Annotated in this window: 14 protein-coding genes; 3 read left to right on the plus strand and 11 right to left on the minus strand. The window is 56.3% G+C overall.

Annotation, left to right across the window (positions count from 1 at the left end):
• Positions 1-15: 15 nt before the first annotated feature.
• The 7 genes from J2Y91_RS18845 to rstA form a co-directional block, all read right to left on the minus strand.
• A complete protein-coding gene (locus J2Y91_RS18845; protein ID WP_133623709.1) occupies positions 16-876 on the minus strand; it encodes an N-acetylmuramoyl-L-alanine amidase in 861 nt (286 codons plus the stop codon).
• A 100-nt stretch (positions 877-976) separates the two neighbouring features.
• Positions 977-1,783: a trypsin-like serine peptidase gene (locus tag J2Y91_RS18850; RefSeq protein ID WP_048916010.1), complete on the minus strand. Its 807-nt coding sequence runs from the start codon at positions 1,781-1,783 to the stop codon at positions 977-979.
• Between the two features lie 119 nt (positions 1,784-1,902).
• Positions 1,903-1,986 carry a small membrane protein YdgU gene (gene ydgU / locus J2Y91_RS23195; protein ID WP_455709044.1) on the minus strand — a complete coding sequence of 28 codons (84 nt, stop codon included), beginning with the start codon at positions 1,984-1,986 and terminating at the stop codon, positions 1,903-1,905.
• A 123-nt stretch (positions 1,987-2,109) separates the two neighbouring features.
• Positions 2,110-2,562, minus strand: a complete 453-nt coding sequence (gene asr, locus J2Y91_RS18855) for an acid resistance repetitive basic protein Asr (protein WP_099754096.1) — start codon at positions 2,560-2,562, stop codon at positions 2,110-2,112.
• A 285-nt stretch (positions 2,563-2,847) separates the two neighbouring features.
• A complete protein-coding gene (locus tag J2Y91_RS18860; RefSeq protein ID WP_253539138.1) occupies positions 2,848-4,332 on the minus strand; it encodes a carboxypeptidase M32 in 1,485 nt (494 codons plus the stop codon).
• 20 nt (positions 4,333-4,352) lie between these two features.
• On the minus strand, positions 4,353-5,645 hold the full coding sequence (rstB, locus tag J2Y91_RS18865; RefSeq protein WP_133623708.1) for a two-component system sensor histidine kinase RstB: 1,293 nt from the start codon (positions 5,643-5,645) through the stop codon (positions 4,353-4,355).
• Positions 5,646-6,374: a two-component system response regulator RstA gene (rstA, locus tag J2Y91_RS18870; protein ID WP_253539140.1), complete on the minus strand. Its 729-nt coding sequence runs from the start codon at positions 6,372-6,374 to the stop codon at positions 5,646-5,648. It abuts the gene before it with no gap.
• Between the two features lie 163 nt (positions 6,375-6,537).
• On the opposite strand from rstA, the gene J2Y91_RS18875 reads away from it, so the two are divergent.
• Positions 6,538-6,972, plus strand: a complete 435-nt coding sequence (locus tag J2Y91_RS18875) for a hypothetical protein (RefSeq protein ID WP_253539142.1) — start codon at positions 6,538-6,540, stop codon at positions 6,970-6,972.
• 3 nt (positions 6,973-6,975) lie between these two features.
• Here J2Y91_RS18875 and J2Y91_RS18880 read toward each other — a convergent pair whose 3' ends face one another.
• Together J2Y91_RS18880 and ydgH are read right to left on the minus strand one after the other, a co-directional pair.
• Positions 6,976-8,367, minus strand: coding sequence for an amino acid permease (locus J2Y91_RS18880; RefSeq protein WP_133623706.1), 1,392 nt, complete (start codon positions 8,365-8,367; stop codon positions 6,976-6,978).
• 215 nt (positions 8,368-8,582) lie between these two features.
• Positions 8,583-9,533: a DUF1471 family protein YdgH gene (ydgH, locus tag J2Y91_RS18885; protein WP_048916017.1), complete on the minus strand. Its 951-nt coding sequence runs from the start codon at positions 9,531-9,533 to the stop codon at positions 8,583-8,585.
• Positions 9,534-10,051: 518 nt separating this feature from the next.
• Between ydgH and pntA the strand changes: the two genes are divergently transcribed.
• Positions 10,052-11,581 (plus strand): Re/Si-specific NAD(P)(+) transhydrogenase subunit alpha, encoded by a 1,530-nt coding sequence (gene pntA, locus J2Y91_RS18890; protein ID WP_133623705.1) that lies wholly within the window; start codon positions 10,052-10,054, stop codon positions 11,579-11,581.
• A 10-nt stretch (positions 11,582-11,591) separates the two neighbouring features.
• A complete protein-coding gene (pntB, locus tag J2Y91_RS18895) occupies positions 11,592-12,980 on the plus strand; it encodes a Re/Si-specific NAD(P)(+) transhydrogenase subunit beta (protein ID WP_133623704.1) in 1,389 nt (462 codons plus the stop codon).
• 180 nt (positions 12,981-13,160) lie between these two features.
• Here pntB and J2Y91_RS18900 read toward each other — a convergent pair whose 3' ends face one another.
• Together J2Y91_RS18900 and J2Y91_RS18905 are read right to left on the minus strand one after the other, a co-directional pair.
• Positions 13,161-13,424, minus strand: coding sequence for a DUF2534 family protein (locus tag J2Y91_RS18900; RefSeq protein ID WP_099754091.1), 264 nt, complete (start codon positions 13,422-13,424; stop codon positions 13,161-13,163).
• A 23-nt stretch (positions 13,425-13,447) separates the two neighbouring features.
• The gene (locus J2Y91_RS18905; RefSeq protein ID WP_133623703.1) at positions 13,448-15,448 is read right to left on the minus strand and encodes a TonB-dependent copper receptor; all 2,001 of its coding nucleotides are present in this window, start codon (positions 15,446-15,448) and stop codon (positions 13,448-13,450) included.
• Between the last annotated feature and the right edge of the window lie 73 nt (positions 15,449-15,521).

Genomic DNA, 15,521 nt, shown 5'->3' on the forward strand with positions numbered 1-15,521 from the left:
ATCGCCATCGGTTGTTTAATCCCCATACTCCTCCGTGAGAAGGCTGCGGCTCGCCGGACGATATTTTGCCACCAGTGCTGCGGCAATCGCTTCAGTCTCGGCATCCGCAACCCCAGTGTAGTTCGAGGGGCGGAAATGCATCTGGAATACGCTGATAGCCTGCCTGGTTGCGGCGTCGTTCACGCCAGTTTGTGGAATGGTGTAACCGTAGCTGGCGAGATCGGCCTGAATTTTACTGACCGAACCCGCGGTGGCAAATGAGCGACCGGCAAGGTAGTGCTGCACGGTCTGTTTGTCGGGCCAGGCACCGATTCCCTGTTCAGCCAGCTGTTGCCAGGGAAACAGTGGGCCGGGGTCAACCTTGCGCGTTGGCGCAACATCACTGTGTCCGAGAACGTTATAAGGGGTAATGCCATAACGCTGGATGATATCTTTCGCCAGGCTGGCCACCAGCCTGATTTGCTGCGCATCCCAGGGATACCAGTATCTGTCCAGCGCGTCCTGACGGTAACCCAGGTTGACAATCTCCACGCCGATAGAGCTGTCATTGAGATTGCTGCGGCCATGCCAGTTGCTGAGGCCGGCATGCCAGGCACGCTTATCCTCAGGGACCAGCTGGTAGACCATTTTTTTACTTAATGCCGGATCGGCGGCCGAGGGAACAAGGTAATGTGCGCTCACTGAACCCCGGGTTAATGACGCCATGGATGCGGCATCGTCTTCTGCGGTGTAGTGAAGGATGAGAAAACGAACGCGTTCATTCTGACTTTGCGAAGGGTGCTGAGTATTGACCTGGTAACCTGGCCGTGAAACGAGGTTACCGGTTGAACATCCGGTCAATGCTATGGCGAGGATCGCCGTTAGGGTTTTATTCATGATTTCCGTCCGTGAAGTGAATTAATACAGGCGCTGACAGTATTATTTAATTCACCCCGGTGGAACATCGTTAAAACGGCTATCAGATTGACGATAGATGCTACTGCGCTAACGCTTCCAGGCTGTCGCGGAAGGCAGTCACAGCGATAGCGCGGTTGTCTGCCAGGTAGCGGTCTTTCGCCGCCGGAGCAGAACTCTGCACCGCGATCAGCTGCCAGTCGCCGTTCACTTTCAACATCAGCGGGGAGCCACTGTCGCCGGGCAGGGTATCGCACTGGTGCGACAGCACGGTTTTCTGCGCCCAGCCGGTAATCAGGCAGTCGCTGTGGGAGTAAAGCGTTTCAAGATGGTCTTCAGGATAGCCCGCCTGGGTAACCCGACGGCCAGTCTGCTTCAGTGCGGCGGTCAGTTCTGAACGCGAACCGGCAAACAGCGGCACCGGAACAATTCCGGAAGGGGGATTACGCAGCACAATCAAACCAAAATCATAAGGTGCGGCGGAGGCCGGTACGATCCAGCCATCGCCATCCGCTTTTAGCTTCCTGCCCAGAGCCGGATCAACCCGCGCTTCAATATCATGGATCTCATAGCGCCAGCCGCCTTTACCATTGGCGATAAAACGCAGCGCCACGGCTTTATCCAGTTTTCCCGGGGGATTAAGCAGGCAGTGTCCGGCGGTTAACGCCAGGTTTGGGGCAATCAGGGTAGCACTGCAAAGGTTACCGCTCTCTGTTTCCAGCTGGCCGATGGCTTCCCACGGTGGCGTAGCGGTCTGGCTGACCGGCAGGCGATCGTCCTTGCCAAAAAATAGCGTTTTTACGTCGGCTTCACTCGGGCCGTCATCATCGGCGTAAGAATAGAACGAAAAGGCTAAGCAACCCATTAATAACACAGCAGTCAGGCGCATATTTTTCTCAGGCTGGAGAAGCATTGTAATTTGTGGTTACGCTAATGCAGTAACTATAGACGGATAGTGCCAGAAAAGGGAGTTTAATTTGGAATATCAGCACGCTACAGAGACTGCATTTAAAGATAGAAGCTGGCGGCAACAACGCCACAGACGATCATCACAACCAGAATGATTTCGAATAAATAGCGACGCACCATCATCCGAAACTCCTTAAAAAAACACCCGGTAAAACCGGGTGTTTGAGTTTATGGGCCAACCCCTACAATGTCTCAAGGAGTGGACCGCTTTTTGGCTCCGCCCGAGGGCGGAGCTCGGCTGAAGAGTTAAGCCTTAGGAGCGACTTTCTTAGCTTTGTGGTGTTTTTTAGCAGCCTGCGCTTTCTGAGCTACAGGTTTTTTAGCCGCTTTGTGATGCTTTTTAGCCGCCTGCGCTTTCTGGGCTACAGGTTTTTTAGCTGCTTTGTGGTGCTTTTTAGCGGCCTGCGCTTTCTGAGCGGCAGCTTTCTTAGCTTTGTGGTGCTTTTTAGCCGCCTGCGCTTTCTGAGCGGCAGCTTTTTTAGCTTTGTGGTGCTTCTTAGCAGCCTGAGCTTTCTGAGCTACAGCTTTATGATGTTTTTTCACGTGCTTAACAGAGGCTTTAGCTGGAGCCGGTGCAGCAGTGGTGGTGGTAGCAGCTGGAGCAGCAGTTGTTGCTGGAGCAGCGCTGGTTTCAGCAGCGAAAGCAACTGAAGACAGACCCATTGCAGCGGCGACAACCAGAGCGAATAATTTTTTCATTGTGAAACCCTCAAAGTGTTTAGTTCATGTATCAGCCCACTGCGGGGCCGGTGAAGAGACTATAAGGGAATGCGAGGCGGGCTTCCGTGAGTGATTGGTATCGGCGTGTAACCGATTGTACAAACAGGGGGGGCGACGTGATAACCGGTCGAGGCATGCCTCGACCCTACCGAATCAATGCAGGGTTGGCATGCCCGACCCTTAGCCGTTTTCAAGGTAACGCAACGTAGGGGTCGGGCATGCCCGACCCACCATGCCCGACCCACTATGCCCGACCCTTAACCGTTATTTAAGGTAACGGCTTTCCAGATGCTGGCGGAAATAGCGCGGATTGAGGTCTTCGCCGGTAGCATTTTCAATCAGCTGGCGCGTGCTGAAGCGGCAGCCGTGCTGCCAGATGTTCTGCTGGAGCCAGTCAAACACCGGCTGCAGGTCGCCCGCGCGGATCTGCTCGCTGACCTGTGGGATTGCCCGTTTAACTGCCTGGAACAGCTGTGCCGCATACATTGCACCCAGCGTATACGTCGGGAAGTAGCCAAACGCGCCGTCGGTCCAGTGGATATCCTGCATACAGCCATCGCGATAGTTGCCCCGGGTATCCAGGCCCAGCCACTGCTGCATTTTCTCATCCCACAGCGCCGGGATATCCTCAACTTCAATCTCCCCGGCAATCAGCGCTTTTTCAATTTCGTAACGCAGAATGACGTGCGCCGGATAGCTGACTTCATCAGCATCAACGCGGATCAGACCGGGTTTGACCCGCTGATTTAAGGCAATAAAGTTGTCTGCGGCCATTGCAGGCTGATCGCCCAGCAGGCGCACGGCCAGCGGCTGAACCAGGCTGAGGAACTCCGGGCTGCGGCCCAGCTGCTTCTCAAAGAACAGGCTCTGCGACTCGTGGATGGCGGTCGAGCGCGCCAGCGCCACCGGCTGGTCAGCCCACTGCTGCGGCAGGTTCTGCTCATAGCGGGCGTGGCCGGTTTCGTGGATCACCCCCATCATCGCGCTGATAAATTCGGCTTCGTTGTAACGGGTCGTGATGCGCACATCCTGCGGCACGCCGCCGCAGAACGGGTGCGCGCTGATATCCAGACGTCCGCCATTAAAATCAAAGCCGAGCTGCTGCATAATCGCCAGCCCCAGCTGCTGCTGCTGCGCCTGGGGGAACGGGCCAGCGGGAACGGCAACGTTCTCCTGCGACTGCTGCGCGACGATTTTTTGCAGTAAATCCGGCAGCCACTGTTTGAGGTCAGCGAAGGTAAGATCGAGCTTTGCACTGGTCATCCCAGGTTCAAAAACATCCAGCAGGGCATCATAGCGCGAGCAGCCGTTGGCCTGAGCGCGGATTTCCGCCTCCTGGCGGCTCAGCTTCACCACCTCTTTCAGGTTGGCGGAGAAACCCTGCCAGTCGTTGTTCGGGCGCTGGCTGCGCCATGCGTGTTCACAGCGTGAACCAACAATCGATTTGGCTTCAACCAGAGAAGCGGGCAGCAGGGACGCCTGCTGCCAGGCGCGCTGCATCTCAAACAGGTTGGCCTGCGCCACATCATCCAGATCTTCCTGCTGCGCCTGCTGCAGCCACTCGCCAACCTGTTTGGCCGTCAGGATTTCATGGCGCAGCACGCTCAGTTCCGCCAGCGCCGCACCGCGTGCGCTGCTGCCGCCTGCGGGCATCATGGTCATCATATCCCAGCCGGCAATTGCCGACAGGTGGCCAAAGCGTGACAGACGCTGGAAAGTACGGGTCAGATTAGCGTAAGCAGAAGACATAAAGTTCCTTATCAGTTGAGTCAGGTAGCGCGTAACGGGTGATCGATCGGCCAGCAAAAGCGCACGCTGGCGCCGCCGAGCGGGCTGCTGTCGATGGTCACATAGCCGCCAAAAGCCTGCGAGACGGAGTGCACAATCGCCAGCCCAAGCCCGCAGCCGCCAGTGGCACGGTCACGGCTGGGATCGAGACGGACAAAAGGTTCAAACACCCGCTGGCGTTCATCGAGTGGAATACCGGGGCCGTCATCCTCAACCTGTAAGCAGGCGAGGTTACCATCAAACCACAGTCCAACGCGCAGGTGATGATCGGCATAGCGCAGCGCGTTATTCACCAGATTATCCAGCACGCGCTCCATCAGGCGCGCATCGGCCACGCCAATATTTTCGCGCTGCGGCGTATTCAGTTCGAGGGTAAATTCCGGATGCACCGAGCGGATATCCTCCAGCCGTTCGTGCAGCCAGGCGGCGAGATCCAGACTTTGCAGATTGAGGTCGACCTTCGGGCGATCGAGGCGCGCATAGGTCAGCAGCTCCTCAATTAACGCTTCCAGCTGGCCAATGTCGCGGTTAAGCGCCGCCGATTCAGCATCGGTGAGGTTATCACTCATCTCCAGCCGATAGCGCAGGCGCACCAGCGGGGTACGCAGCTCATGGGCAATACCGTCGATCAGCTGCTTTTTGCTGGCGACCAGCGTGTTGATGTTATCGGCCATCTGGTTAAACGCCACGCCAAGGCGCAGCAGGCTGGAGGCGCTGTCGAAATGGATGCGTTCGTCCAGATGCCCCTGGCCTAAACGCTGAGCCGCGTACTCCAGCTTCAGCATGTCCTTCCAGTGCGGGCGCATCCAGATAAACACCGGCAGCGCCAGGGAGATACCGATAAAGGCCAGCAGGGCGATATCGAGTATGCGCATTTCGTGCAGGAAGAACAGGTACGGGATGGGGCCAACGGCCAGCACGTAGTGGCTGCGCGGAATGTGCTGTAAGAAGGTGTACTCCTCATCCAGCGCGACAATTTCCCCTGCGCGCAGGCGGTGCATGGTGACCGGGTCGAGCTGATATTTGCTCATCGGTTCAATATGTAGCTTAAACGACAGGTTAAGGTCGAGGTTATCGATGGTCTTGTTCCAGTCGCGTGGCGGGATCTCGCGCAGTTCGCTACGCATCAGGTAGAGCGAACTTTTCATCAGGTCATCCATCGACTCGCGCCCGGCACGCTCGGCGGTGAATTTGTACACCAGACCGACCAGCATCGCCATCACCAGAAAGCAGACAAATAGCAGCAGATAAAACTGAATAAACAGCTTCTTCATTTATTGCGCATCCCACGCGTGTGGAGCAAACAGATAGCCTTTATTACGGATGGTTTTAATGCGGTAGGGTTCGGTCGCACTGTCCAGCAGCTTTTTGCGCAGGCGCGAGATCGCGACATCAATGCTGCGATCCATGCCGTCATAGCTGACGCCGCGCAGGGTTTTCAGCAGCGCGTCACGGTTGAGAATGGTTCCGGCATGGGTTGCCAGCTCCCACAGCAGGTCGAAATCGGCGGTCGACAGAGCGACAATCTCATCCGACAGCGCGACCTGGCGGTTAACCGGGTCGATGCTCAGCGTGCCGAAGCGCAGCATCTTCTGCCCGGCCACGCTGGGTGCAATCTCCTCGTGCGCACTGCTGACACCCGCCTGGCGCAGGTGCAGCCTGAGTCGCGCCAGCAGCACCGCAGGCGGCGTGGTTTTAAGGATGTAATCATTCGCCCCCATTTCCAGCGACAAAATATGGTTCATATCGCTGTCGAGGGAGGTCAGCAGCACGATAGGGCCCGACCAGCTGCTGCTGTTGCGCAGATCGCGGCACAGCGTCATGCCGTCTTTACCCGGCAGCATGATGTCGAGCATCACCAGGTCAGGGCAGGCGGCGGCAATGGTCTCTTCTGCCCGATCGCCGCGTGACTCGACAATCACCTCAATATCGTGACGTCCGAGATAGGCGGCGATCAGTTCGCCTACGTCTTTATCATCTTCAACGAATACAATTTTGTTCATAGTGCCGGTTCATCGCTACAGAGAAACGTAGCTTATCCTTATCCAGGCTTAACGACCATTAATCAACGCCAAATATTGGGCTTATGTAGTATAATCCCGGCCGAATATGTCATGATACCCCTGTGAAATGAGGGTGCATCAGCGTCAGGTCAGCGGTTGAGAGATGGATAAGGAGAGAAGAGTGTCGGATAAAAAGCGGGTCGCAGCAGAGTACAGTAACCCCATCTGCCTCAACTACATTGATTTTCTCTCCGCATCGTGCAAAAAACGCTGGAGTTTTGTCGACGCCATCTACGGGGTCATTCCGTTTTTTGGCATGATTACCCGCAAACCGGCCGATCTGCCGCGTGCCTCATCGCCGGAGCGTTTGAAAGATCTGGCGCTGCAAATTATCTCCACCCAGGTCAGTGATGAAATCAATATTGCCCGCCTGATCACCCTGGCCCAGCAGCAGCAGATCGATCATTTCGATATCCTGCTGCCTTATCCGCTTTCCGAACAGCAGATGGTGACTATCCGCCAGGAGTACGCCCGGCCGCTGCAACTCGCACAGTATGACGACCGGCTGAACGTGATCATTCCGGTCGTACCGCACTAATCCTCAGCGCGCCAGCATCCATGCGGCGGGCAGCGCCGCCAGCACCAGCGCCACCATCATCGATTTTTCCGCCCGGTTTAACGACTGCGTGGCACGCCCACCGCGGCGGGCAAACAAAAACAGCGCGATGCCCGGTGCATACAGCACCACCGACAGCAGCAGATGCAGTGGACCTGAAGCGTACAGTAGCCACACGCCGTAGGCGCTGGCACCGATGGCGACCACGCTGGCAGGCGCGTGCTTACGCTCACGCGCCACCTTAAACAGATAGATACCCACCAGCAGGTAAGGCACCAGAATCATCTCTGAGGCAATAGTCAGCAGGGTGTTGTAGTCGGAGCCGGTCAGCCAAATCAGGATCAGACAAAGCTGTACGCAGCCGTTGGTTAGCCACAGCGAGGCGGCAGGCGCACCGCGAGCGTTCTGCTGGCTGAGCAGGCGCGGAAATGCACCATGCTGCGCCGCCACCAGCGGGACTTCGGCGGCCATAATGGTCCAGCTCAGATAGGCACCGCATACCGAAACGATTAACCCGACCACGATCACCAGATTGCCCCAGGAGCCCAGCAGGGCAGTCATCAGCCCGGCCATCGAGGGGTTGCGCATTTCCGCCAGCTGGTCTCTGGGCACGATGCCGAGCGACAGCAGCGTCACCAGCAGATAAACCACCAGCGCGGCGACCACCGCCAGCAGCGTGGCGCGCCCCACATCTTTTTTATCCCGGGCGCGTGAGGAGACCACCACGGCACCTTCCACGCCGATAAACACCCACAGGGTGATCAGCATTGTATCCTTCACCTGCTGCCACACCGGTTTACCCAGCGCGATGCCGGTAAAATCAATCCTGAAGCGGTCGTAATTGAACGCTGCAATCGCCAGCAGCACAAACAGCCCGAGCGGCAGCAGCTTACCCAGCGTTGCGACCATGTTAATGCTGGCGGCGGTTTGCACGCCGCGCAGCACCAGGGCATGCACCAGCCACAGCAGCGCCGAGGCGCCGAGCATCGCCTGCCAGGTATTGCCGTCGCCGAAGATCGCGTGGCCCGGTGAGTCGGTGAAAAAGCTCATGGCAGAGAAGACAATCACCAGGTAGGAAACGTTGGCAATCACCGCACAGAGCCAGTATCCCCAGGCAGAACAGAATCCGGTCAGCTCACCAAATCCCGCCCGGGCGTAGGTAAAGATACCGCCATCCAGCTCCGGCTTCAGGCGGCTGAGCAGCAGCATCGCCAGTGCGAGAAAGATGATGCCAACCCCGGTCACTGCCCAGCCGATCAGCAGCGCGGCCGGGCTGGCCACCGCCGCCATATTTTGCGGCAGGCTGAAGACGCCCGCACCGAGCATGGAGCTGAGTACCAGCGCGGTCAGCGCGGTAAGACCTAACTTTTTGTCCAAAAAATACTCCACTTGCAGAATAAAATGCCAGTTTGATCGTCAGCGTTAGAGTTAATACTGGTTGTCAGGGTGTAAGAGGAAACGAACCCCTGAAAGGCGGGCGATTTTACGGAGTGATCGGGCAGGATGCAATGCTTACTCAGCGTTACTTATGCAAACAGAGAAGGGAATTATTCAAAGAGGCGGGGCAGCTGAGCGCTACCCCGCAGCAAAACTTATTTGAACAGGTCAGCCGAGACGGTCAGGTTACCGCCGCTCTGGTTAGACCATTGGCGGGTAACATGATAGTACTTGGCGCCTTTATCAATCGCCCGGCGGCCCACTTCCTGAGAAATCTCAGTCGGGGTGCTGAAGTGCCCGGTAAAGGTGATGCTGTCATACGGCTGCATCTGTGCGGCGGTGATGGCATTCACTTCCTGCACGCTTTTACCGTTCGGGGTGGTTACAGTGTAACGCTGACCGGTTGAGCTTTGCGTTTCAAAGAAACGTCCCACTTTATTGCTTGGCGTTTCAGCTGAAGCCACGCCCGGGATCTCGACCTGCTTCGCGGCGGTGCCACCAGCGGCCAGCGCGGCTTTACCGGCAGCAGAATCCGCAGGGATCAGGTCAGGGGACTGAACTTTGCGCTGTGGCGCATCGGCTTTATACACGTAGGCGGTAATGATCTGATTACCGCCGCTGTTGGTATCAATCTGACGCACGATAAAGAATGACGCCGCGCCTTTTTCTTTGGCGGCTTTGGTGATGGCATCATTGACATCAGGCTGGCTGCGGAAGAAACCGCTGGCGCTGACGGTGTCGTAAGGCTCAAGAGAGTAAGCTTCTGATTTAGTCAGTTCGCGTACGCCGTTAATAATACGGTCTTTATTTTTTGGCGCTGCGGGTGCATCGGCATGATAAACATCCGCCGTCACGCTCCAGTTACCTCCGTTGCCGTTGGTATCATTGATGCCCTGCACATAATAGGAAGCAGCGCCCATTGAATCAGCACGTTTAGACACGGCATCGTTGGCATCGCCAATGGAATTGAAACGGCCATTGATGGTGATGCGGTCGAATGGCTTCAACGCCGCCGCTTTCTCCGGGGTCAGTTCCTGGGCCGCGTGGGCGCTCAATGCCGTCATCGACAACAGGGCTGAGGCCAGAATGGTGTTCTTCAGCTTCATAAAAATTAATCCTTCGCCTTACGCAAAAATTGAGTACGAAAACGTGCTGGACTCTTGATGTGTAACAGATTAGCGCCCGATTATTACATGTAATAATGCGCGCTGTCTCAGCGATTTTGTGTGCAGGAAGACCAGCGATAATTCTTTATTTCAGAATAACCAGGAAAGCTGGCTGAATCGTGTCATTTGCAGACGGTTAACCACTTACGGTGGTAATAATGACCACTTAACCCGTTAATGCATTGTTAAACAATACTTTTTTGCTACATATTTACTCTAATTGTTAAAAAATATCGTAGCACATTATGCGTTTGATTGGCTGTGATTCAGGTCCAAAATAGTGCTTATTGGACTATAAACTGAATTTTTATAGGTTAGTCTACGAAAAGCCTGATGGTGGCTGGATCGAAATAAATATTTTCAGTAGGTTATAAGCAGTTTGCAACAGTTAGCGTTTCGGTCATATCGATCGGGATCTTGAGAACAAACCATCGTACTCTCTGAAGAAAGGGAAGAATATGCTTATTGGTATTACCAAAGAGCGGTTGGCCAATGAAGCCCGCGCAGCAGCAACGCCGAAGACGGTTGAACAGCTGCTCAAACTGGGTTTCAGCGTTGCGGTTGAAAGCGGCGCCGGTAAACTCGCCAGTTTCGAAGATGCAGCCTTTGAGGCGGTAGGGGCAACCATTACCGACTCCGTCACTGTCTGGCAGTCCGATATCGTGTTGAAAGTTAACGCACCAACTGATGAAGAGATCGCCTTAACGCGCGCGGGTAGTACGCTGGTCAGCTTTATCTGGCCAGCGCAGAACCCTGAGCTGCTACAGAAGCTGGCAGCGCGCAACGTCACCGTGATGGCAATGGACTCGGTGCCGCGTATTTCACGCGCGCAGTCGCTGGATGCCCTCAGCTCAATGGCTAACATTGCCGGCTATCGTGCCATTGTTGAAGCCGCTCACGAGTTTGGCCGTTTCTTCACCGGGCAGATCACCGCCGCCGGTAAAGTTCAGCCAGCCAAAGTGATGGTGATTGGCGCCGGCGTTGCTGGCCTGGCCGCTATCGGCGCGGCACGCAGCCTGGGTGCTATTGTGCGCGCCTTCGATACGCGTCCGGAAGTCAAAGAGCAGGTGCAAAGTATGGGCGCCGAGTTCCTTGAGCTGGATTTCGCAGAGGAAGCGGGCAGCGGTGACGGCTATGCCAAAGTGATGTCTGAAGCTTTTATTAAAGCTGAAATGGCGCTGTTTGCCGCTCAGGCTGAAGAAGTGGACATTATTGTCACCACCGCACTGATTCCAGGTAAACCGGCGCCGAAGCTGATCACGGCTGAAATGGTCGCCTCAATGAAACCGGGCAGCGTGATTGTCGATCTCGCCGCGCAAAACGGCGGGAACTGTGAGCTGACCGTAGCGGATACCGTGACCACCAGCCCGAACGGGGTGAAAATTATTGGCTATACCGATCTGCCAAGCCGCCTGCCAACGCAGTCTTCCCAGCTTTACGGCACCAACCTGGTGAACCTGATGAAGCTGCTGTGCAAAGAGAAAGATGGCAACATCGTCATTGATTTCGACGATGTGGTGGTGCGTGGCGTGACGGTGATCCGCGAGGGTGAAGTCACCTGGCCTGCGCCACCGATTCAGGTTTCTGCCGCGCCGAAAGCCGCAGCGGCCCAGGTTCAGGTGGAGAAACCCACAGCTAAACCCGTATCACCGATGCGCAAGTACGGTCTGATCGTGCTGGCTATCGTGCTGTTTGGCTGGCTGGCAAACGTTGCTCCGCCGGAATTCCTCTCCCACTTTACCGTGTTCGCGCTCTCCTGCGTGGTCGGCTATTACGTGGTGTGGAACGTCAGCCACGCGCTGCATACGCCGCTGATGTCGGTCACTAATGCCATTTCCGGCATTATTGTGGTCGGCGCGGTGCTGCAAATCGGTCACGGCGGCTGGGTCAGCTTCCTGTCCTTCGTCGCGGTGCTGATTGCCAGCATCAATATCTTTGGTGGCTTCACCGTCACCCAGCGCATGCTGAAAATGTTCCGTAAAAACTAAGGGGTAGTCCATGTCTTCCGGATTAGTGACTGCAGCATATATCGTTGCTGCAATCCTGTTTATTTGCAGCCTTGCCGGGCTGTCTAAACATGAAACCTCTAAGCAGGGGAATATTTTTGGCATCAGCGGGATGGCGCTGGCGCTGGTGGTCACCATCTTTGGCCCGGACTCTGGCAACGTTGCCTGGATCCTGCTGGCGATGGTGATTGGCGGCGCCATCGGCATCCGTCTGGCGAAGAGAGTCGAGATGACTGAAATGCCAGAACTGGTGGCGATGCTGCACAGCTTTGTTGGCCTGGCGGCGGTGCTGGTTGGCTTTAACAGCTACCTGGACCACGGCCCGGGCCTGCTGCCGGTGATGGAAAACATTCACCTGACTGAGATCTTCATCGGTATCTTTATCGGTGCAGTGACCTTCACGGGTTCCATCGTGGCATTTGGCAAGCTGTGCGGCAAGATCTCCTCTAAACCGCTGGCCCTGCCGCATCGCCACAAGCTGAATCTGCTGGCGCTGGTGGTGTCACTGGCGCTGCTGATTATCTTCGTGCGCAGCGACAGCGTTGGCGCTCAGACCTTTGCGCTGGTGGTCATGCTGCTGATCGCGCTGGCATTTGGCTGGCACCTGGTAGCATCAATCGGCGGGGCGGATATGCCGGTGGTGGTTTCCATGCTGAACTCCTATTCGGGCTGGGCAGCGGCGGCAGCGGGCTTTATGCTCAGCAACGATCTGCTGATTGTGACCGGTGCGCTGGTGGGTTCAAGCGGTGCGATCCTCTCTTACATTATGTGTAAGGCGATGAACCGTTCCTTTATCAGCGTGATCGCCGGGGGCTTCGGCACCGACAGCAGCTCAACGGGTGAAGGTGAAGAGATGGGCGAATACCGCGAAATCGACGCCGCAGGCACCGCAGAACTGCTGAAAAACTCCACCTCGGTGATCATCACGCCTGGCTACGGCATGGCGGTAGCGCAGGCTCAGTATCCGGTGGCGGATATCACCGCCAAACTGCGCGAGCGCGGTATCAAGGTGCGTTTCGGTATTCACCCGGTTGCCGGTCGTCTGCCCGGTCATATGAACGTGCTGCTGGCGGAAGCTAAAGTGCCGTATGACATCGTGCTGGAGATGGATGAGATCAACGATGATTTCACCGACACTGACACCGTGCTGGTTATCGGCGCCAATGACACCGTTAATCCGGCAGCGCAGGAAGATCCGCGCAGCCCAATCGCGGGCATGCCAGTACTGGAAGTGTGGAAAGCGCAAAACGTAGTGGTGTTTAAACGCTCGATGAATACCGGTTATGCCGGGGTGCAGAACCCGCTGTTCTTTAAAGAGAACACGCAGATGCTGTTTGGCGATGCGAAAGAGAGCGTCGAGGCAATTCTGAAAGCGCTGTAACAACAGGGTCAGGCATGCCTGACCCCTACGATCTGTGTTTGGGGAATGACATGCCTGACTCCTACGATATGCGTCTGGGCGATGACATGCCTGACCCCTACACAGATCGTAGGGGCGGGGCATGCCCCGCCCGGATGTGTTCTGTAAGGGCTGACCGCTAGCTGGGTCAGCCCTTTTTTATCATTTAGCGGACGGATCCTGCTCGCCAATAAACCAGTACCACAGCGGCACTGAAAGCAGCAGGGTGAAGACCACGCTATAGATGGTAATCATAAAGAACTCTGAAACATACAGCTCAACGGGCCAGGTGGAAAACGGCATATTGTACTCGTTGATCGCTCCGCCAATCATCGCCTTGGTCATCACAATGATGGCGCAAACCAGCACGCAGGCCTGAGCGGTAAAGAACTGGCGGCGTTTCTTGCCCGGTGGAAATAGTGACATGTTATGTACTCCTGTACGGTGATTCAGAATTTAACGTTAACTTTTGCCCACCAGGTGCGGCCTGGCTCATTCACTGGGGTACTGGCGGAATAGCCAAATACGCTGTTGCCTGCCAGATTCAGGTGCTCGCTGTACGCTTTATTGAAAATATTGTCGACGCCGCTGCTAATCTTGACGTTTTTCGTCACTTCATACGCGGCATTGGCGGAAAAGATGCTGAACCCGGCGCTGCGCTCGAAATCTTTGCCGACCACGTTGCCTTCATTTAACGCGATACGATTTTGTGGCCCCACCATACGCAGCAGGCCGGTCGTGCTCCAGCTTCCCTGTTTCCAGGTCAGACCCAGTCGGCTCTCCAGCGGCGGCATCTGCGGCAGCGGGCGACGATCAGAGCCGTTCTGCCCCCATGAATATGCCAGGCTGCCGTCTGCAGTCAGGCTCTCCGTTAATTTATAACTCAGGCCCGCTTCACCGCCCATAATTGTGGCGTTGACATTATCGGCGCGGCTGACATAAGCGTTGTTCGGATCGTAGCTGAAGAGAATAAAGTCTCTGACGTGGCCCAGGTAAGCCGAAACCCAGCCATCCATGCGCTTGCCGGAATATTTGGCGCCGATATCCAGCTGGGTGGTCTTCTCCGCTTTCACTGTGTCAAACGCCGCGCTGTGCCCGTCTGCGCCGTAGCTGGGTGAGAACAGCTCCCAGTAATCCGGGAAACGCTCCGTATAGCCCACCCCGGCATACATCATCAGCGGCAGGCTATCCAGCGTATGTTCCAGCCGCATAAACCCGGCGGGCATTGTATCGCTCCTTGCACCCTCGCCGGAAGCGCTAAAATTGTCCACCCAGCTGCGGTCGAGTCGCGCACCGCTCACCAGCTTATTGCGCGGGTCAATGCTCCAGCTCAGTTCACCAAAGGCGCCAATATCGTGAAAGCGGGCATCTTTGCGCCAGTCGTTATTCCTGCGGTTACGATGGGTGCTGGTTTGCATATCCATCCCGCTTTTCAGTTCAAAGTCAGACCATAACCAGGTACCCATAAAGCGGCCACCAACGGTGCGGCGATCGAGCTGCATCGCCATCGGCATGCTCATATCCATATGGCTGGACATTCCCGGCATGCTGCCCGGGCTGCGCAGGCTGTAATTATCCATGATGTGATTGGCATAGTTGTAGTACATCTGTGCTTCAAATTTGTCGAGTACCTCGCCGATGTTCGATTTCTCCACCCGCATGCCGAGGCTCTCACGCTTAAACTGGGAGCCATCCATGCTGCGCCCGGCGTAGCGCGCTTCGCCGTTGCCGCGCCCCGCAGTCAGCTCAACCAGCGTATCTTTATCCGGCGTCCAGCCCAGCGCGACGTCGCTGTTCCATTTGTTCCAGCGCGACGGCACGCGGTCACCGTTGCCGTCCTTGTAGTCCTGCGAAATAGAGTGGTTGCCAATCACCCGCAGATAACCCTGTTCGCTGCCCACGCTGAGGTCAGCACTCTGATCCCAGCGATTGTTCGACGCGCCCAGCAGGCTGGCGTTGCCCTGAATGCCGGGCTGGTCGAAGCGGGGCGGCTCACGGTCAAAGCGCACGGTGCCCGCCGAGTTGCCCGGCCCCCAAAGTACGGTTTGCGGGCCTTTGGTGATGCTCAACAGGTCGTAACTCTCCGGGGAGATATATGAACTGGGGGCATCCATGCGCGCCGGGCAGGCACCGGGCATTTCACCGCCGTCGGTCATGATGCGCATGCGCGAGCCGAACATGCCGCGAAACACCGGGTCACCGTTGGTCCCACCGTTACGAATCTGCGCAAAGCCCGGAATGGTTTTCAAATAGTCGGAGCCGTCGCTGGCGGGTACCGGCTGGCGCGGGGTTTTTGGCGAAGTGACAATCTCCAGCGGGGAGGTCAGCGGCGCGGTGACGGTCATCACGCCCGTCTCATCCGGCACGACATCATGCGCCGCGGCCAGATGTGGGCAGGCAGCAATAATTGCCACGCTTAACAGCGACAGCGGCAGGTAAATGACTTTCATGCTTAATTCCTTTTTAAACGGTAATTCTGTCTAAATAACTCGTCTGGATGCCCGGAATAATATTCAGGCGTGC

It is taken from the genome of Erwinia aphidicola, assembly GCF_024169515.1.
Lineage (GTDB): Bacteria > Pseudomonadota > Gammaproteobacteria > Enterobacterales > Enterobacteriaceae > Erwinia > Erwinia aphidicola.